The organism is Enterobacter sp. SECR19-1250 (assembly GCF_013391025.1).
In the GTDB taxonomy this organism is placed as follows: Bacteria; Pseudomonadota; Gammaproteobacteria; order Enterobacterales; family Enterobacteriaceae; genus Enterobacter; species Enterobacter cloacae.
In genome coordinates, this window is sequence record NZ_JACASJ010000096.1 from 1 (window position 1) to 18,723 (window position 18,723).

18 protein-coding genes and 2 pseudogenes are annotated in these 18,723 nt (G+C 55.6%); 16 read left to right on the top strand and 4 right to left on the bottom strand.

Annotated elements, in window-relative coordinates:
• Positions 1-50 precede the first annotated feature (50 nt).
• Positions 51-209, bottom strand: a complete 159-nt coding sequence (locus HX884_RS20430; protein ID WP_013098410.1) for a YqaE/Pmp3 family membrane protein — start codon at positions 207-209, stop codon at positions 51-53.
• 178 nt (positions 210-387) lie between these two features.
• Between HX884_RS20430 and HX884_RS20435 the strand changes: the two genes are divergently transcribed.
• Both HX884_RS20435 and HX884_RS20440 read left to right on the top strand, forming a co-directional pair.
• Positions 388-909, top strand: coding sequence for a rhodanese family protein (locus HX884_RS20435; protein WP_038986134.1), 522 nt, complete (start codon positions 388-390; stop codon positions 907-909).
• Positions 910-988: 79 nt separating this feature from the next.
• Positions 989-1,168, top strand: a complete 180-nt coding sequence (locus tag HX884_RS20440; protein ID WP_023621597.1) for a hypothetical protein — start codon at positions 989-991, stop codon at positions 1,166-1,168.
• Between the two features lie 38 nt (positions 1,169-1,206).
• Here HX884_RS20440 and stpA read toward each other — a convergent pair whose 3' ends face one another.
• Positions 1,207-1,611, bottom strand: coding sequence for a DNA-binding protein StpA (stpA, locus tag HX884_RS20445; RefSeq protein ID WP_178328710.1), 405 nt, complete (start codon positions 1,609-1,611; stop codon positions 1,207-1,209).
• Between the two features lie 479 nt (positions 1,612-2,090).
• Here stpA and alaE point away from each other — a divergent pair, with 479 nt between their 5' ends.
• A complete protein-coding gene (alaE, locus tag HX884_RS20450; RefSeq protein ID WP_013098416.1) occupies positions 2,091-2,540 on the top strand; it encodes an L-alanine exporter AlaE in 450 nt (149 codons plus the stop codon).
• Between the two features lie 32 nt (positions 2,541-2,572).
• Here the strand turns inward: alaE and HX884_RS20455 are convergent, their stop codons facing one another.
• Positions 2,573-2,917: a DUF2002 family protein gene (locus HX884_RS20455; RefSeq protein ID WP_013098417.1), complete on the bottom strand. Its 345-nt coding sequence runs from the start codon at positions 2,915-2,917 to the stop codon at positions 2,573-2,575.
• Between the two features lie 160 nt (positions 2,918-3,077).
• On the opposite strand from HX884_RS20455, the gene HX884_RS20460 reads away from it, so the two are divergent.
• The 13 genes and pseudogenes from HX884_RS20460 (at position 3,078) to leuA (ending at position 17,884) form a co-directional block, all read left to right on the top strand.
• Positions 3,078-3,404: a DUF883 domain-containing protein gene (locus tag HX884_RS20460; RefSeq protein WP_029883716.1), complete on the top strand. Its 327-nt coding sequence runs from the start codon at positions 3,078-3,080 to the stop codon at positions 3,402-3,404.
• A gap of 243 nt (positions 3,405-3,647) precedes the next feature.
• Positions 3,648-3,887, top strand: coding sequence for a glutaredoxin-like protein NrdH (nrdH, locus tag HX884_RS20465; protein ID WP_013098419.1), 240 nt, complete (start codon positions 3,648-3,650; stop codon positions 3,885-3,887).
• Positions 3,884-4,294 (top strand): class Ib ribonucleoside-diphosphate reductase assembly flavoprotein NrdI, encoded by a 411-nt coding sequence (nrdI, locus tag HX884_RS20470; protein WP_029883717.1) that lies wholly within the window; start codon positions 3,884-3,886, stop codon positions 4,292-4,294. Before nrdH ends, nrdI begins: the two co-directional genes overlap by 4 nt.
• On the top strand, positions 4,267-6,411 hold the full coding sequence (gene nrdE / locus HX884_RS20475) for a class 1b ribonucleoside-diphosphate reductase subunit alpha (RefSeq protein WP_178328711.1): 2,145 nt from the start codon (positions 4,267-4,269) through the stop codon (positions 6,409-6,411). Before nrdI ends, nrdE begins: the two co-directional genes overlap by 28 nt.
• A gap of 9 nt (positions 6,412-6,420) precedes the next feature.
• Complete coding sequence (gene nrdF, locus HX884_RS20480) at positions 6,421-7,380, top strand: class 1b ribonucleoside-diphosphate reductase subunit beta (protein ID WP_020684925.1); 960 nt, start codon at positions 6,421-6,423, stop codon at positions 7,378-7,380.
• Between the two features lie 333 nt (positions 7,381-7,713).
• Entirely contained in the window at positions 7,714-8,916 is a 1,203-nt protein-coding gene (gene proV, locus HX884_RS20485; RefSeq protein WP_013098423.1) for a glycine betaine/L-proline ABC transporter ATP-binding protein ProV, read from the top strand.
• Positions 8,909-9,973, top strand: coding sequence for a glycine betaine/L-proline ABC transporter permease ProW (proW, locus tag HX884_RS20490; protein WP_013098424.1), 1,065 nt, complete (start codon positions 8,909-8,911; stop codon positions 9,971-9,973). Before proV ends, proW begins: the two co-directional genes overlap by 8 nt.
• Before the next feature lie 9 nt (positions 9,974-9,982).
• Positions 9,983-10,978: a glycine betaine/L-proline ABC transporter substrate-binding protein ProX gene (proX, locus tag HX884_RS20495; RefSeq protein ID WP_013098425.1), complete on the top strand. Its 996-nt coding sequence runs from the start codon at positions 9,983-9,985 to the stop codon at positions 10,976-10,978.
• Positions 10,979-11,166: 188 nt separating this feature from the next.
• Positions 11,167-12,351 (top strand): annotated as a pseudogene (locus HX884_RS20500) (MFS transporter).
• Positions 12,352-12,665: 314 nt separating this feature from the next.
• Entirely contained in the window at positions 12,666-13,196 is a 531-nt protein-coding gene (gene mprA / locus HX884_RS20505; RefSeq protein ID WP_013098427.1) for a transcriptional repressor MprA, read from the top strand.
• A gap of 129 nt (positions 13,197-13,325) precedes the next feature.
• On the top strand, positions 13,326-14,498 hold the full coding sequence (gene emrA / locus HX884_RS20510) for a multidrug efflux MFS transporter periplasmic adaptor subunit EmrA (RefSeq protein ID WP_013098428.1): 1,173 nt from the start codon (positions 13,326-13,328) through the stop codon (positions 14,496-14,498).
• Between the two features lie 16 nt (positions 14,499-14,514).
• On the top strand, positions 14,515-16,062 hold the full coding sequence (gene emrB, locus HX884_RS20515) for a multidrug efflux MFS transporter permease subunit EmrB (RefSeq protein WP_013098429.1): 1,548 nt from the start codon (positions 14,515-14,517) through the stop codon (positions 16,060-16,062).
• Between the two features lie 166 nt (positions 16,063-16,228).
• Complete coding sequence (gene leuA / locus HX884_RS20520) at positions 16,229-17,884, top strand: 2-isopropylmalate synthase (protein ID WP_178328712.1); 1,656 nt, start codon at positions 16,229-16,231, stop codon at positions 17,882-17,884.
• On the opposite strand, the pseudogene HX884_RS20525 reads toward leuA, so the two are convergent.
• Positions 17,862-18,635, bottom strand: a pseudogene (locus HX884_RS20525) (helix-turn-helix transcriptional regulator). The gene leuA and the pseudogene HX884_RS20525 sit on opposite strands and share 23 nt — an antisense overlap.
• Positions 18,636-18,723 lie beyond the last annotated feature (88 nt).

Consider the following 18,723-nt stretch of genomic DNA (forward strand, 5'->3'; position numbering starts at 1 on the left):
TAATCAGCGAGTCAGCTTGGGAAGAAATGACCTGCTTATTCGCACCTTCCCTAGTTTCTTGTCTGAACCCAAAACGCGTGGATAAGTCCAGGGAAGTAGCCCAGTATGGTCAGAAGGATATTCAGGATAAACGCCCAGCCCAGTCCCTTGCCAAGCAGTACGCCCAGCGGCGGGAGAATAATCGTAAAAACAACACGCCAAAAACCCATAAAGACTCCGTGCAAGCTAACCAATTGAAAATTATAAAAGAGACATCTCTAAGCGTAGCCAGTTTACGGGTAACTGCCATTCGGCTGGCACGCTTTTACCAGCCTTTACCCTCTTTACACTGGCTTAAATCCTTCTTTAAATGCTCTACTACATAAAACACGATCGTAAGGAAACACCATGTCTCTTCCTCTGATTACGCCACAGCAGGCAAACGCGCTTATTGATGACGGCGCAAAGCTGATTGATATTCGCGATCCTGACGAATATGCCCGCGAGCATATTCCCGCCGCACAGTCCGTGCCGCTGGACACCTTACCCGGCGCACTGAACGCCGGGGCGGGTGAAACGGTGATTTTTCACTGCCAGTCCGGGGCCAGAACATCAAACAATGCCGCACGTCTTGCCCAGGCGGCGTCGCCTGCTCAGGCCTTGGTGGTCGAGGGCGGTATTCAGGGCTGGAAACAGGCCGGACTGCCGACCGTAGAAGATAAATCCCAGCCGCTGCCGCTGATGCGTCAGGTGCAAATTGCTGCCGGGCTGCTGATTCTGTGCGGCGTGGTGCTGGGCTATACGCTCTCCAGCGGCTTCTTCCTGCTGAGCGGTTTTGTCGGGGCCGGGCTTCTGTTTGCTGGCCTGACCGGATTTTGCGGCATGGCAAGACTGCTCAAGGTGATGCCGTGGAACAGACATACCTCATAAGCAGTAATCGATGAACCCTGCTGTACCCGGCGTGTGACGTGGGCTACAGTGAAGATCGCTAAAACGATGAGGAGGTTCTATGTTTTCTGTCGGTGATTATGTGCAACCGCGTCAGGGCGGCCCGAAACTGAAAGTGCTCGAAGTGAATGGGGATAGCATTGTGGCCGTTCAGGCCAGCAATGAGCAGGGCGAGAAATATACCCTGAAAGCAGCGGATGTTGCGCTGTACACCGAAGACGGTGATTTTGGCGTCTGCTAAACAGACAACCGGGCGGAGTCTTCCGCCCGTCTCACGCATTAGATCAGAAAATCATCCAGTGATTTGCCGTTTTCCAGCGCATTGGCAATAGGCTTCGGCGTGCGGCCCTGACCGGTCCACGTTTTCTCTTCACCGTTCTGGTCAATAAAGCGATATTTTGCTTCACGCGGCTTACGTTTTTTCGCCGATTTACCCGCATGCGCCAGCTCTACACCCAGCAGATCGGACGGTGAAATACCATCGGCTTTCATCCGTTCCAGCAGAGCATTAATTTTTTCCTGCTGCTCAGCGCGCTGTTGCTCTAATTCCGCCTGCTCACTACGTTTCTCTTCAGCAACGACCCTGACTTTTTCCAGCATTTCCTCAAGAACGTCCAGGGATAATTCACGCGCCATGGCGCGCAGAGTTCGGATATTATTAAGATTCTGTAACATCAAAGACATATTATTTGAAAACCTTTTTTGTGGTGAGTCGTAAAATCAAAGCGAAGAATAATTCATTTCAAACATAATATCCACCCATCGACGCTTTTTGTCATTATTGTAAATATTTTTAAAGACACCGCTTATATTATCCGGATATCGCGTTGTCGCGCTGCTTTTAATAAACATTCATAACAACATAAACGGTCGGTTTTAAGGCAAATCGCAAGAGGGTACGCTGCGCGCTGCGTGTCGCACGGTCGCCGCCCACGCATCGCAAGCAACTTGTTGATTTTGCGCATCAAAAAACAGGACGTGAAAGAAAATAACGAAGCGAGCAAAAAACCATCATCTTTAGAGTATTTTGTGGAAAAAACGCGAGTAAATAAAAATTTAACACTAGTTGTTAGTTTAAAGCCAGAAGGATACGCTATACACGTCAACCAAACCAACCCAAATCACTAAGATCATTATTTTTGTGCGTCTCAAGGAGCTCAGCCATGTTCTCACCGCAATCTCGCCTGCGCCACGCGGTAGCGGATACTTTCGCGATGGTTGTCTACTGTTCCGTCGTGAACATGCTGATTGAAATATTCCTCTCCGGAATGACCTTCGAGCAGTCACTTTCTTCGCGTCTGGTAGCGATCCCGGTGAACATTATTATCGCCTGGCCTTACGGCTTATACCGTGATGCCGTAATGCGCTTCGCCCGCCGCATCAGCCCGTCTGGCTGGATGAAAAACCTGGCAGATGTGCTGGCCTATGTGACGTTTCAGTCGCCTGTGTATGTGGCGATCCTGTTGACGGTGGGGGCAGACTGGCATCAGATTGCCGCAGCGGTGAGCTCAAATATCGTGATTTCGATGTTGATGGGCGCGGTGTATGGCTATTTCCTCGACTACTGTCGCCGCCTGTTCAGGGTCAGCCAGTACAGCCAGGCAAAAGCCTGATATGAAGCGACTGGCATATGCCAGTCGCAGTATTATTGTGCGTCGCCAAACAGTCCCTTCAGAAACCGCTCCAGCGCCATACGCGAGCTAAAACCATGCGGAATACCATAATGCTCGTGCGTCTCGCCGCCTAAATAGAGCGGAAATTGCTGGTAGTGATCGCAGGTTTTAATATCCGAGGCAGGCTCAGCAAATGACAGACTTCTGTCTTTCAGCGTCGGGTGAATAATAAGAGCGGTACGCCCCATTCTGGCTTCACGATTCACGTAAACATAATTCTCGCCACGGCGATAGCCATACGCTTTTGGCGTCACTTCATCCATGGTGAATCCCGCTTTTTCAAGAACGCGCGCCACCTCATCCGGTCGTAAATACATATCTTTTCCTCGTTATCTTTTCCTGCCCGGCAACCTTACAGTATTCAGCATTAGCAGGGCTTTCAGAATATTCCATAAACGACCTGATGAGTCGTGACTCGCTTCAGATATTAAATTTCTGAACTAAACTAAACCGGAAGACAAAATTATGGAGGATCGTATGTTTAACAGACCGAACCAAAACGATATTAACGACGACGCTCAGGATATTCGTAATGATGTCAGCAGATTAGCGGACACGCTGGAGGAGGTGCTGAAATCCTGGGGCTCCGATGCGAAGGACGATGCGGAGGCCGCAAAACGTAAGGCTCAGTCTCTGCTGCGTGAAACACGCGCCCGGATGCATGGCCGCTCTCGTGCCACCCAGGCTGCCTGCGACATGGCAAGTTGCGCCACCACCTTCGTTCGTGAAAAACCGCTGTGTACCTTGGGTACGGTCGCGGCGGTGGGTATTTTTGTTGGCGCCCTGCTTAGCCTGCGTAAGTAAGCACGCGTTATCAGCCCCGGTTGCCTCTGGCGCCGGGGCTTTTCTTTGCCTGAAAGCCTGAAAAACCCGTGCAGCCTGCCCTGCCCCGCTGTGCTCATCATTGGGGCGCCATCAATCTGAATTTCCCATATCTTGTATGGTTGAAACTTGGCACAACTACATCTAGTATTCCCTTTAGCAAGACACACACAACCTGACGCGATGCTTCGCGCCGTTCTCTCATTTTAAATGGAAATACGAATCATGAGCATTATTATTTACACTCGTAACGATTGTGTTCAGTGCCACGCGACCAAACGCGCTATGGAAAGCCGCGGGGTGGACTTTGAGATGGTGAATATCGATCTGGTGCCCGAGGCTGCCGATACCCTGCGTGCCCAAGGATTTCGCCAGTTGCCAGTGGTGGTGGCCGGGGAAACCAGCTGGTCTGGCTTTCGCCCGGACATGATTAACCGCCTCGCCGCGCAGGCCGCAAGGGCATGAGTGGGCTGGTCTACTTCTCCAGCAGCTCGGAAAACACGCTCCGCTTTATTGAGCGCGTCGGGCTGCCTGCGGTGCGCATTCCGCTCAACGAGCGGGAGCGTATTCAGGTAGACGACCCTTACATTCTGGTGGTTCCCAGCTATGGCGGCGGCGGTACGGCAGGTGCGGTACCGCGTCAGGTGATCCGCTTTCTCAACGATCCCCATAACCGCGCGCTTATTCGCGGCGTGATTGCGGCGGGCAATCGTAATTTCGGCGACGCCTTTGGTCGCGCCGGGGATGTCATCTCTCAAAAATGCGGCGTGCCGTATCTCTATCGCTTTGAACTGATGGGGACACAGCAGGACGTAGAGAACGTGCGTAAAGGAGTGAACGAATTTTGGCAACGACAACCGCAGAACGCGTAATGCAGGCGACACCGGACTACCACGCCCTAAACGCGATGCTTAACCTCTACGATCGCGAGGGGCGCATCCAGTTTGGTAAAGATCATGACGCCGTGGACGCCTTTTTTGCCGCCCACGTCCGTCCAAACAGCGTGACGTTCGCCAGCCAGGATGAGCGTCTCGACTACCTGGTCAACGAAGGGTATTACGAAGAACGCGTGCTCTCCCGTTACGACCACGCCTTTGTGGTCAGGTTATTTGAGCGGGCTCACGCCAGCGGTTTTCGGTTCCAGACGTTTCTGGGCGCCTGGAAGTATTACACCAGCTACACCCTGAAAACCTTTGACGGCAAACGCTACCTTGAAAGCTTTGAGGATCGCGTGGTGATGGTGGCGCTGACCCTGGCCCAGGGCGATGAAGCCCTGGCTGAACAGCTGACGGAAGAGATCCTCTCCGGGCGCTTCCAGCCGGCCACTCCGACCTTCCTTAACTGCGGCAAGGCCCAGCGCGGCGAGCTGGTCTCCTGTTTCCTGCTGCGCATAGAAGACAATATGGAGTCGATTGGCCGCGCGGTAAATTCGGCGCTGCAGCTGTCCAAACGCGGCGGCGGCGTGGCGTTTTTACTGTCTAACCTGCGTGAAGCGGGTGCGCCAATTAAGCGCATTGAGAACCAGTCGTCCGGCGTGATCCCGGTGATGAAGATGCTGGAAGATGCCTTCTCCTACGCCAACCAGCTTGGCGCGCGTCAGGGGGCCGGGGCGGTCTACCTGCACGCCCACCACCCGGACATTCTGCGTTTTCTGGATACCAAACGCGAAAACGCCGACGAAAAAATCCGTATCAAAACCCTGTCGCTCGGCGTGGTGATCCCGGATATCACCTTTAAGCTCGCCAAAGAGAATGCCGACATGGCGCTGTTCTCGCCGTATGACATCGAGCGAATTTACGGCAAAGCGTTTGGCGACGTGGCGATAAGCGAGCTTTACGACGAGCTGGTTGCCGACGATCGCATTCGCAAAAAATACATCAACGCCCGCGATTTCTTCCAGCGGCTTGCCGAAATTCAGTTTGAGTCCGGCTATCCGTACATCATGTACGAGGACACGGTAAACCGTGCGAACCCGATTGCCGGGCGCATCAACATGAGCAACCTCTGTTCGGAGATTTTGCAGGTCAACAGCGCGTCCACTTATGACGAGAATCTGGACTACGCCGACATCGGCAAAGATATCTCCTGCAACCTCGGGTCGCTGAATATTGCCCACACCATGGATTCACCCGATTTTGGCCGTACGGTCGACACGGCGGTTCGCGGCCTGACGGCAGTATCAGACATGAGTCATATCCGCAGCGTGCCGTCCATTGAGGCAGGCAACGCCGCGTCGCACGCCATTGGTCTGGGGCAGATGAACCTGCACGGCTATCTGGCGCGGGAAGGCATCGCCTACGGCAGCCCGGAAGGGCTGGATTTCACCAACCTCTATTTTTACACCATCACCTGGCATGCGCTGCACACCTCAATGATGCTGGCGCGCGAGCGCAACCAGCGCTTCGCGGGCTTTGAGCAGTCGCGATATGCCAGCGGGGAATATTTCAGTCAGTACCTGGAGAGCGACTGGCAGCCGAAAACGGAGAAAGTGCGCGCGTTGTTTGCCCGCGCCGGGATCGTTCTGCCCACGCGCGAAATGTGGCAGCAGCTGCGTGACGATGTGATGCGCCACGGCATCTATAACCAGAACCTGCAGGCGGTGCCGCCCACCGGCTCTATCTCCTATATCAATCACGCCACGTCGAGCATTCACCCGATTGTGTCGAAGATTGAGATCCGCAAGGAGGGCAAAACCGGGCGCGTCTACTACCCCGCCCCGTTTATGACCAATGAGAACCTGGCGCTGTATCAGGACGCGTATGAAATTGGCCCGGAAAAAATCATCGATACCTACGCCGAAGCAACCCGGCACGTGGATCAGGGCCTGTCGCTGACGCTCTTCTTCCCGGACACGGCCACCACGCGGGATATCAACAAAGCACAGATTTATGCCTGGAAGAAAGGCATTAAAACGCTCTATTACATTCGCCTGCGCCAGCTTGCGCTGGAAGGCACCGAAATCGAAGGCTGCGTGTCCTGCGCGCTGTAAGGAGAAAGGATGAAACTGTCACGCGTGAGTGCGATTAACTGGAACCACATTCAGGATGATAAGGACCTGGAGGTGTGGAACCGCCTGACCAGCAACTTCTGGCTGCCGGAAAAAGTGCCGCTTTCTAACGATATTCCGGCCTGGCAAACCCTGAGTCATGCCGAGCAGCAGCTGACAATTCGCGTCTTTACCGGTCTGACGCTGCTGGACACCATCCAGAATACCGTTGGCGCCCCCGCGCTGATGGCCGATGCGCTGACGCCGCACGAAGAGGCGGTGATGTCGAACATCAGCTTTATGGAAGCGGTGCACGCCCGCTCCTACAGTTCGATCTTCTCGACGCTGTGCCAGACCAAAGATGTGGATGCGGCCTACAGCTGGAGTGAAGAGAGCGAGTCACTGCAGCGCAAGGCCAACCTGGTGCTGGATTATTATCAGGCCGATGAGCCGCTGAAGAAGAAAATCGCCAGCGTGTTTCTGGAATCATTCCTCTTCTACTCTGGCTTCTGGCTGCCGATGTACTGGTCGAGCCGCGGCAAACTCACCAACACCGCCGATCTCATTCGCCTCATCATCCGGGATGAAGCGGTGCACGGGTATTACATCGGCTATAAGTACCAGAAAGGGCTGGAGAAAGTCAGTGATGCCAGACGCGAGGAGCTAAAAGGATTTGCCCTTGATTTGCTGATGGATCTCTATGATAACGAACTGAGCTATACCGAAGAGCTCTACGCCGGAACCGGCTGGGAAGAGGAGGTAAAAGCCTTCCTCTGTTACAACGCCAATAAGGCGCTGATGAACCTCGGCTACGAGGCGTTGTTCCCGCCGGAAATGGCCGACGTGAACCCGGCAATTCTGGCGGCGCTCTCCCCCAACGCTGATGAAAACCACGACTTCTTTTCCGGGTCCGGCTCATCGTATGTGATGGGCAAAGCGGTGGAAACAGAAGATGAGGACTGGGATTTTTAATGAGCGCCTTAACGTTCATTAATTAAATATAAATATTCCAATTTCCTTCCGGATATTTCACCTTCAGCTACACTGTCATCTCCACGACATATTCGCCTGAATCACTCCGATCCAGGCGAATTCTCCCGATGGCGCAGCAAAAAATTCACAAAAATTCAGATCGCGCTCAGCCCTTTACTCATGGGAAATTCAGCCGTTTCGCTTACTGCAAAATTCAACCCATAAGCAAACCCAGGGTTGCCTCAGAATCTGAGTATGTTAGGGTTATGCCCGTTAACAATTTACCATGGTAATCATATCGACATAAACAAATAACAGGACACTCTCTATTGCATGGCAATTAAATTAGAAGTGAAGAATCTTTATAAAATATTTGGCGAGCATCCGCAGCGCGCATTCAAATATATTGAAAAAGGCCTTTCGAAAGAGCAAATTCTGGAAAAAACCGGGCTATCGCTTGGCGTTAAAGACGCCAGTCTGGCCATTGAAGAAGGCGAGATTTTTGTCATCATGGGGTTATCCGGTTCGGGTAAATCCACTATGGTTCGCCTTCTCAATCGCCTGATTGAACCCACCCGTGGGCAGGTCCTGATTGATGGTGTAGACATTGCCCAAATATCAGATGCCGAACTCCGCGAGGTGCGCAGAAAAAAGATTGCGATGGTCTTCCAGTCGTTCGCCCTGATGCCGCATATGACGGTACTGGATAATACCGCCTTTGGTATGGAATTAGCGGGCGTTGCCGCCAGCGAACGTCAGGAAAAAGCGCTTGATGCATTGCGCCAGGTGGGGCTGGAAAATTATGCCCATGCGTATCCGGATGAGCTTTCCGGCGGCATGCGTCAGCGTGTAGGTTTAGCCCGCGCATTAGCCATTAATCCCGATATTTTATTAATGGATGAAGCCTTCTCGGCGCTTGATCCCTTAATTCGCACCGAGATGCAGGATGAGCTGGTAAAATTACAGGCCAGACACCAGCGCACCATTGTCTTTATTTCTCACGATCTTGATGAAGCCATGCGTATTGGCGACCGCATTGCCATTATGCAAAATGGCGAAGTGGTGCAGGTCGGTACACCGGATGAAATTCTGAATAATCCGGCAAATGATTATGTGCGGACCTTCTTCCGCGGCGTGGATATTAGCCAGGTGTTTAGCGCCAAAGATATTGCCCGTCGTACCCCGAACGGCATTATTCGTAAAACGCCAGGTTTCGGTCCGCGCTCTGCCCTTAAGCTTCTGCAGGACGAAGACCGTGAATACGGTTATCTGGTTGAACGCGGCAATAAATTTGTCGGCGTTGTCTCCATCGATTCTCTCAAAACCGCGCTCAGCGAAAACCAGGGAATTGATGCGGCGTTAATTGACGCTCCGCTTGCCGTGGATGCCGAAACGCCGCTCAGCGAGTTGCTCTCTCACGTCGGCCAGGCACCCTGTGCCGTGCCGGTTATTGGTGAAGAACAACAGTACGTCGGCATCATCTCAAAACGGATGTTGCTGCAGGCTTTAGATCGCGAGGGGGCAAACCATGGCTGATCAATCTAACCCGTGGGGCACCACAGAGGCAGCAGACAGCGCTGCGCAATCGGCCGATGCGTGGGGTTCCACGCCAGCACCGGCCGATGGCGGTGGCGCGGCAGACTGGCTCAATAATGCGCCAGCACCGGCACCAGAACATTTCAATATTATGGATCCGTTCCACAAAACGCTGATCCCCCTGGACAGCTGGGTAACGGAGGGGATCGACTGGGTGGTTACCCATTTCCGTCCCGTCTTCCAGGGGATCCGCGTTCCGGTGGATTACATCCTCAACGGCTTCCAGCAGCTGATGCTGGGCATGCCCGCGCCGGTGGCGATTGTGCTGTTCTCGCTGATCGCCTGGCAGTTTGGTAGCGCAGGCATGGGGATCGCCACGCTGATCTCGTTGATTGCGATTGGTGCCATTGGCGCGTGGTCGCAGGCGATGATCACCCTGGCACTGGTGCTGACCGCCCTGCTCTTCTGCATTGTCATTGGTTTGCCTACGGGGATCTGGCTGGCGCGCAGTCCACGGGCGGCGAAGATTGTTCGTCCGCTGCTGGATGCGATGCAAACCACGCCAGCGTTCGTTTATCTGGTGCCCATCGTGATGCTGTTCGGCATCGGCAACGTGCCGGGCGTAGTGGTGACCATTATCTTCGCCCTGCCGCCGATTATTCGTCTGACAATACTCGGGATTAACCAGGTGCCTGCGGATCTGATTGAGGCCTCCCGTTCGTTCGGTGCCAGCCCGCGGCAGATGCTGTTTAAAGTTCAGCTCCCGCTGGCAATGCCCACCATCATGGCGGGGGTTAACCAGACGCTGATGCTGGCGCTCTCGATGGTGGTGATCGCCTCGATGATTGCCGTTGGCGGGCTGGGTCAAATGGTATTGCGCGGTATTGGCCGCCTCGATATGGGGCTGGCGACCGTCGGCGGCGTGGGCATTGTGATCCTCGCAATTATTCTTGACCGCCTGACCCAGGCTGTCGGTCGTGATTCACGCAGTCGCGGCAACCGTCGCTGGTATACCACCGGCCCTGTCGGGTTACTCACCCGCCCATTCAGAAAATAAGGAACAACGATGCGACATAAGGTACTTTTTGCCACAGCGTTTGCCACCCTTGTCTCCACCAGCGCATTCGCCGCGGACCTGCCGGGTAAAGGCATTACCGTGCAGCCGGTGCAGAGCACCATTTCGGAAGAGAGCTTCCAGACGCTTATCGTCAGCCGCGCGCTGGAGAAGCTGGGTTATACGGTCAATACGCCGAGCGAAGTGGATTACAACGTCGGCTACACCTCGATTGCCTCCGGTGATGCGACCTTCACTGCCGTCAACTGGCAGCCGCTGCACGACGATATGTACGCCGCGGCTGGCGGTGATAAGAAGTTCTACCGTGAAGGCACCTTCGTGACCGGTGCGGCGCAGGGTTATCTGATCGACAAGAAAACAGCCGACCAGTACCACATCACCAATATTGAGCAGCTGAAAGATCCGAAGATCGCCAAACTGTTCGACACTAACGGCGACGGCAAAGCCGATATGATGGGCTGCTCGCCGGGCTGGGGTTGTGAAGCGGTGATTAACCACCAGAACAAAGCGTACGGTCTGGCGAAAACCGTCGACGTGAGCCACGGCAACTACTCAGCGATGATGGCCGACACCATCGCCCGCTTTAAAGAGGGCAAACCGGTGATTTATTACACCTGGACCCCGTACTGGGTGAGCGACGTGCTGAAGCCGGGTAAAGATGTGGTGTGGCTGCAGGTACCGTTCTCCTCCCTGCCGGGCGAGCAGAAAGATATCGATACCAAACTGCCGAACGGCATGAACTATGGCTTCCCGGTGAATACGATGCATATCGTCGCCAACAAAGCCTGGGCGGAGAAAAACCCGGCCGCCGCCAAACTGTTCTCGGTAATGAAGCTGCCGCTGGCGGACATCAACGCCCAGAATGCGATGATGCACGCGGGCAAATCGTCTGAGGCGGATGTGAAGGGCCACGTTGACGGCTGGATTAAAGCCCACCAGCAGCAGTTTGATGGCTGGGTGAAGGAAGCGCTTGAGGCGCAGAAGTAAGTTTTTCCCCTCACCCCGGTTCTCTTAATCGTTCCCTCTCCCTGTGGGAGAGGGTTAGGGTGAGGGCACCAGACCGCACCATCCCCTAAACCGCACAATCCATCACCCAACAATCCCCCATCCTTCACAATCATTGGTTATTATTGTTTCCGGAAAAATAATCACTTAACTAATGATTTCTGAAACCCATGACAAAAACATCTCAGGGGCTTAGCCCCGCGCTTATTCTTTTAATGTCCGTGGCAACGGGTCTGGCGGTCGCCAGTAACTACTACGCTCAACCTCTGCTCGATACCATCGCCCGGGCGTTTAACCTTTCTGCCAGCTCGGCAGGCTTTATTGTCACCGCCGCGCAGCTCGGCTATGCCGCCGGGCTGCTGTTCCTGGTGCCGCTCGGCGACATGTTTGAGCGCCGGATGCTGATTGTCTCCATGACCCTGCTGGCCGCAGGCGGCATGCTGATCACCGCCAGCAGCCACTCTTTAACAATGATGATTATCGGCACCGCGCTGACGGGTCTGTTCTCCGTGGTGGCGCAAATTCTGGTTCCACTGGCCGCCACCCTCGCCGCACCGGAAAAGCGCGGCAAAGTGGTGGGCACTATCATGAGCGGCCTGCTGCTGGGGATACTGCTGGCACGTACCGTAGCAGGTCTGCTGGCCAGCCTTGGCGGCTGGCGTACCGTCTACTGGGTGGCAAGCGTGCTGATGGTGGTGATGGCGCTCGCGCTCTGGCGCGGCTTGCCGAAGGTGAAGCAGGAAAATCACCTGAACTATCCTCAGCTTCTGGCCTCCGTGTTCAGCCTCTTTACCCGGGATAAACTCCTGCGCACCCGCGCGCTGCTGGGATGTTTCACCTTCGCCAACTTCAGCATCCTATAGACGTCGATGGCCTTTCTGCTGGCTGCACCGCCATTTAACTATTCCGAAGGGGTGATTGGTCTGTTTGGTCTGGCCGGTGCGGCGGGGGCGCTCGGCGCGCGTCCGGCAGGCGGGCTGGCCGATAAGGGCAAATCTCACATGACCACCAGCGCGGGACTGGTGCTGCTTCTGCTCTCCTGGGCGGCCATCTGGTACGGTCATACCTCCGTGCTGGCGCTGATCGTCGGCATTCTGGTGCTCGACCTCACCGTACAGGGCGTGCATATCACTAACCAGACCGTGATTTACCGCGTGAAGCCAGACGCGCGAAACCGTCTTACTGCCGGGTACATGACCAGCTACTTCATTGGTGGTGCTGCAGGCTCGTTAATTTCCGCCTCGGCGTGGCAGCATGGCGGGTGGACAGGCGTGTGCGCGACAGGAGCCGTTGTCGCCGCGCTAAACCTGGTAGTATGGTGGCGCGGATACCATCGTCAGGAAGCCATTCACTAAGTTTTACATAGCTTTGGGCCTCTTAGGGTGTAAAGGGGCCCCTCACTCTGTTAATGTAAACGTAATCATTTATCCCAGAAATTTTAATGTGGGTGACATATTTTCAAACGGCATGAATAGTTCAGACCCCTGTCCTCACATCCTCTCTTCCGCGGGTTCATCCCTCTCTCTTTCTGTGCTCACCGGGTCACGGACTTACCCGGCGCTTTCTGATAGTGACATTAGTTTGGCGGATTTAACCGCACAAATAATTCATTTACATTATTTGTCACTATCGTTACTATATCGGCTGTAATTAATGAGGTTATGCCCAAATGGATAGTTCGTTTACGCCCATTGAACAAATGCTTAAATTCCGCGCCAGTCGTCATGAGGACTTCCCGTATCAGGAAATCCTGCTGACCCGCCTGTGCATGCACATGCAGGGGAAACTGCTGGATAATCGTAATAAGATGCTGAAAGCTCAGGGGATTAATGAGACGTTATTTATGGCGTTGATTACGCTGGAGTCTCAGGAAAACCACAGTATTCAGCCGTCTGAGCTGAGCTGCGCGCTGGGTTCGTCCCGTACGAACGCCACCCGTATCGCTGATGAGCTGGAAAAGCGCGGCTGGATTGAACGCCGTGAAAGCGATAACGACCGCCGTTGCCTGCATCTGCAACTGACCGACAAAGGTCACCAATTCCTGCGTGAGGTCCTGCCACCTCAGCACAACTGCCTGCACAAACTCTGGTCTGTCCTCAGCACAAGCGAGCGCGACCAGCTTGAGCACATCACTCGCAAGCTGCTCACCCGTCTGGATCAGATGGATGAAGATGGCGCCATCCTTGAGGCGCTGCGCTAACGCGACGACACGCTCGAACATCCAGATTTAAAAAAAGAAAACTGACAGGCCAGCACGTGACACTGCTGGCCTTTCTGACAACAGGTCGGCTCAGCCGATGTGAAAATAAGAAGATCGTGGAGAACAACAATGAGCGCAAATGCGGAGAACACAACCCCGCAGCAACCGGCCAACAAGAAAGGCAAACGTAAGAGCGCCCTTCTTCTGTTGACCTTGCTCTTTATCATTATTGCCGTGGCATATGGGATCTATTGGTTTTTAGTATTGCGTCATGCAGAAGAGACAGACGACGCATACGTGGCAGGGAATCAGGTACAAATTATGGCGCAGGTGTCGGGCAGCGTGACGAAAGTCTGGGCTGACAATACCGACTTTGTGCAAAAAGGGGATGTGCTGGTCACGCTGGATCCGACCGACGCTCAACAGGCGTTTGAAAAAGCACAGACCGCGCTGGCCTCCAGCGTGCGTCAGACCCGTCAGCTGATGATCAACAGTAAGCAGCTGCAGGCCAACATCGACGTGCAGAAAACCGCACTCGCCCAGGCGCAGAGCGATTTGAACCGTCGCGTGCCGCTCGGTACCGCCAATCTGATTGGCCGTGAAGAGCTGCAGCACGCCCGCGATGCCGTTGCCAGCGCCCAGGCGCAGCTGGATGTGGCTATTCAGCAGTACAACGCTAACCAGGCGATGATTCTCGGTACCAGCCTTGAAAACCAGCCTGCGGTACAACAGGCGGCGACCGAAGTGCGTAACGCATGGCTTGCCCTGCAGCGTACCAAAATCGTCAGCCCGATGACCGGCTACGTCTCCCGTCGTTCCGTACAGCCAGGCGCGCAGATCAGCCCAACCACGCCGCTGATGGCGGTCGTGCCGGCGGACAATCTGTGGGTTGATGCGAACTTCAAAGAGACGCAGCTTGCCCATATGCGTATCGGCCAGACCGCAACTGTTATCAGCGACATTTACGGCGACGACGTGAAGTACACCGGTAAAGTGGTGGGTCTGGATATGGGTACCGGCAGCGCCTTCTCGCTGCTGCCTGCGCAAAACGCCACCGGTAACTGGATCAAAGTGGTGCAGCGTCTGCCTGTGCGTATCGAGCTTGATCCTAAACAGCTGGCAGACCATCCGCTGCGTATTGGCCTCTCCACGCTGGTAACGGTGGATACCGCTAACCGCGACGGCCAGATTCTGGCAAGCCAGGTACGTAGCACCCCGGCTTATGAAAGTAACGCCCGTGAAATTAGCCTCGATCCGGTCAACAAGCTGATCGATGACATCGTGAAGGCAAACGCCGGTTAATCCGAAGGTGAGCGTTATGCAACAGCAAAAGCCGCAAAAACCGCTGGAAGGCGCGCAGCTGGTCATTATGACCATTGCGCTGTCGCTGGCGACATTCATGCAGGTGCTGGACTCCACCATCGCAAACGTGGCAATCCCGACGATCGCCGGGAACCTTGGCTCGTCATTGAGCCAGGGAACCTGGGTCATTACCTCGTTCGGGGTGGCAAACGCCATTTCCATTCCGATTACCGGCTGGCTGGCGAAGCGCGTCGGTGAGGTGAAGTTGTTCCTGTGGTCAACGGTGGCGTTTGTGCTGGCCTCCTGGGCGTGCGGGATGTCCAGCAGCCTGACGATGCTGATTTTCTTCCGCGTCATCCAGGGGATTGTCGCCGGGCCGCTGATCCCCCTTTCGCAAAGTTTGCTGCTGAGTAACTACCCGCCTGCAAAACGCTCCGTCGCGCTGGCGCTGTGGTCAATGACCGTGATCGTCGCGCCTATCTGCGGACCGATTCTCGGCGGGTACATCAGCGATAACTACCACTGGGGCTGGATCTTCTTCATCAACGTTCCGATTGGAGCGGTTGTGGTTCTGATGACGTTGCAATCCCTGCGCGGTCGTGAGACCCGTACCGAACAGCGGCGAATCGACAGCATTGGTCTGGCGCTGCTGATCCTCGGTATCGGCAGTCTGCAGATCATGCTCGACCGGGGTAAGGAGCTGGACTGGTTCAACTCGCAGGAGATCATCATCCTGACCATTGTCGCGGTGGTGTCGCTGAGCTTCCTGATTGTCTGGGAGCTGACGGACGACAACCCGATAGTCGATCTCTCGCTGTTTAAGTCGCGAAATTTCACCATCGGCTGTCTGTGTATCAGCCTCGCCTATATGCTCTACTTCGGCGCGATTGTTCTGCTGCCGCAGCTGCTGCAGGAGGTGTATGGCTATACCGCGACCTGGGCGGGTCTGGCCTCTGCGCCTGTTGGGGTGATCCCGGTGCTGCTGTCGCCAATCATTGGCCGCTTTGCCCATAAGCTCGACATGCGCAGGCTGGTGACCTTCAGCTTCATTATGTATGCGGTGTGCTTCTACTGGCGTGCGTATACCTTTGAACCGGGGATGGACTTTGGCGCCTCTGCGTGGCCGCAGTTTATTCAGGGCTTCGCGGTAGCGTGCTTCTTTATGCCGCTGACCACCATCACGCTGTCTGGCTTACCGCCTGAGCGTCTGGCGGCCGCGTCGAGCCTGTCGAACTTTACCCGTACATTAGCGGGCTCCATCGGGACATCGATCACCACCACGCTGTGGACAAACCGGGAATCGATGCACCATGCGCAGCTGACCGAAGCGGTAAATCCGTACAACCCGAATGCGCAGCAGATGTATAGCCAGCTTCAGGGGATGGGCATGACGGAACAGCAGGCGTCCGGCTGGATTGCCCAGCAGATCACCAACCAGGGGCTGATTATCTCGGCTAACGAGATTTTCTGGATATCCGCGGGGATCTTCATCGTCCTGCTGGGGCTGGTGTGGTTTGCCAGACCGCCTTTTGGTGCCGGCGGTGGAGGGGGTGGCGCGCACTAGTCCTCTGCGTGAAATGCCCGGTGGCGCTTCGCTTACCGGGCCTACGATATGTGCACATCCGGCAAAACCCGCGCTGTTGTCCAAAACGCGACAGCAATTGTCACATCCGATAAAGCAGCGCTCCTGAAATCCATTCACGATAGTGAAAAGACAACAGGAGCGCATCATGCTGAACACACCCGCCGACAAGTACCAGCCTCATCCCGTTATTTCTCTTCCCGACCGTCGCTGGCCTGAGCAACGCATCACCCATGCCCCGCGCTGGCTCTCAACCGATTTACGTGATGGCAACCAGGCCCTGGCCGACCCCATGGACAGCACGCGCAAGCTTCAGTTCTGGGATCTGCTGTTAAGCTGCGGGTTTAAAGAGATTGAAGTTGCCTTTCCTTCTGCCTCGCAGACGGATTTCAACTTTGTTCGCCAGTTGATTGAAGAGAATCGCATCCCGGATGACGTCACAATTCAGGTATTAACCCAGGCACGAGAAGACCTGATCGTCCGGACCTTTGAATCGTTACGTGGCGCGAAACAGGCCACCGTCCATCTGTATAACGCCACCGCCCCGCTGTTTCGCCGCCTGGTGTTCGGCCTGGAGAAAGCGCAAATCGTTGAGCTGGCAACACGCTCCACGCGGCTTATCCGCACGCTGTGCGAAGAGAACCCGGAGACGCGCTGGCAGTACGAATACTCCCCGGAGACCTTCTGCTTTACCGAGCCGGAGTTTGCGCTGGAGATTTGTGAAGCGGTGGCGGAGATCTGGCAGCCCTGCGCCGAACGGCCCATGGTGATCAACTTACCGGCCACCGTGGAGGTCAGCACGCCAAACGTGTATGCCGATCAGATTGAGTATTTCTGCCGCCACTTTAGCCGTCGCGCCGATGTTTGCATCAGCGTTCATCCGCATAATGATCGCGGTACCGGCGTGGCCAGCGCGGAGCTGGCGGTGATGGCGGGTGCGGACCGTGTGGAAGGCTGTCTGTTTGGCAACGGCGAACGCACGGGCAACGTCTGCCTGGTAACGCTGGCGATGAATCTCTACAGCCAGGGGATCAGCCCGAATCTCAACTTTAGCGATATGAACCGGGTGGTAGAAGTGGTGGAAGCCTGCAACCAGCTTCCGGTACACCCGCGCCATCCGTGGGCGGGACGGCTGGCCTATACCGCCTTCTCGGGCTCGCATCAGGACGCCATCAAAAAAGGCTTTGATGCCCGCAAACCGGGCGAGCGCTGGGAGATGCCGTACCTGCCCGTCGATCCGCAGGATATCGGCTGCACGTATGAAGCGGTGATCAGGGTTAACAGCCAGTCCGGGAAAAGCGGCAGCGCCTGGCTCATCGAGCAGAATCATGGTCTGAAGTTGCCCCGCGCGTTGCAGCAGGATTTTAGCCAACATGTGCAGCAGGAGACCGATCGCCATGGTAAAGAGATGACGCAGCACGCCCTGTGGCAACTGTTTCGCAGCCGCTACGGGCTGGTCGCAGACCCACACTTTGCCCTGCAATCTTATCGCAGCGACAGTCAGCAGGACGGTCAGTTACGTTTGACGGCAAGCGTCGTGACGCAGGGCGCAACGCGCCAGCTTGAAGGCCAGGGCAACGGGCTGTTATCCGCGGCAGCCAGTGGGTTAAGCCGCTGGCTCAACACCCCGTTTGTGATTAAAGACTACCACGAACATACGCTGGGGGAGCGCAGCGACAGCCGCTCGGTGGCTTACATCCGCTGCCTGTTCCAGGACGGCAGCAGCCGTTGGGGAGTGGGCATTGACAGTGACGTGGCGCGCGCCTCGCTCCAGGCGCTGTTTAATGCGGTGAGCTGTCTTTGAAGTAATCGCTGGGTGATGTCCCCATCACCCGGCGAAACATCGCGGTAAAGGCGCTGTGGCTACCGTAGCCCAGATCCAGCGCTACGCGTAGCACGGGCTGCCCCTAAGCCAGCCGTTGCAACGCCTCCAGCAGGCGCGCCCTTCTCAACCACTCCGCGTAGCGTAAACCGGTCTGCTGTTGAAAATGACGGTTCAGTGTGCGCTCGCTCATGCCTGCGCAGCTCGCCGCCTCAGTACTGCTCCAGCTTTCACCGGGTGCCTGGCGGATCCGCTGGCAAAGCTGGCGTAACGGCTCGCTTTCTGGCTCCGGCAGATGAAACGGCAGCACTGGCATCAAACGGATCTCATCCAGAATCAGCTCATACACCCGCTCGTCGCGGCTCCCCGGCGATTAAGACTCATCAAGCAGCAGGGAAGCGAGGATCAGTTCGCGTAACAGCGACGAGATCTGCACGATCTGGCAGGTTGCAGGGAGATCGGCCCGCGCCAGCGGATCGATAAACAGGGTACGCGCCGCCACGTTGCCGGTGATGCGAAGCGAGTGTTGCGTTCCTGCTGGCAGCCAGACGCCACGGCCCGGCGGAACAACCCAACAGCCCGATGCGGTATCCACTCTTACCACCCCGCTCAGGGTGTGCAGCAGCTGGGCACAGTCGTGCTGGTGCCACGGCTCGCTGTCACCATGAAAGTAATCATGGGCAAACGGAACGAGGGGACGATGGGTAAAGGAGAAGGTAGACGTTGTGGTCATGGGTTAAACAACCCTCACCCTACCCTCTCCCGTCGGGCTGAGGGATCCCCATAAATAATGCCTGCACAGACGGCCCCCTCTCCCTTTG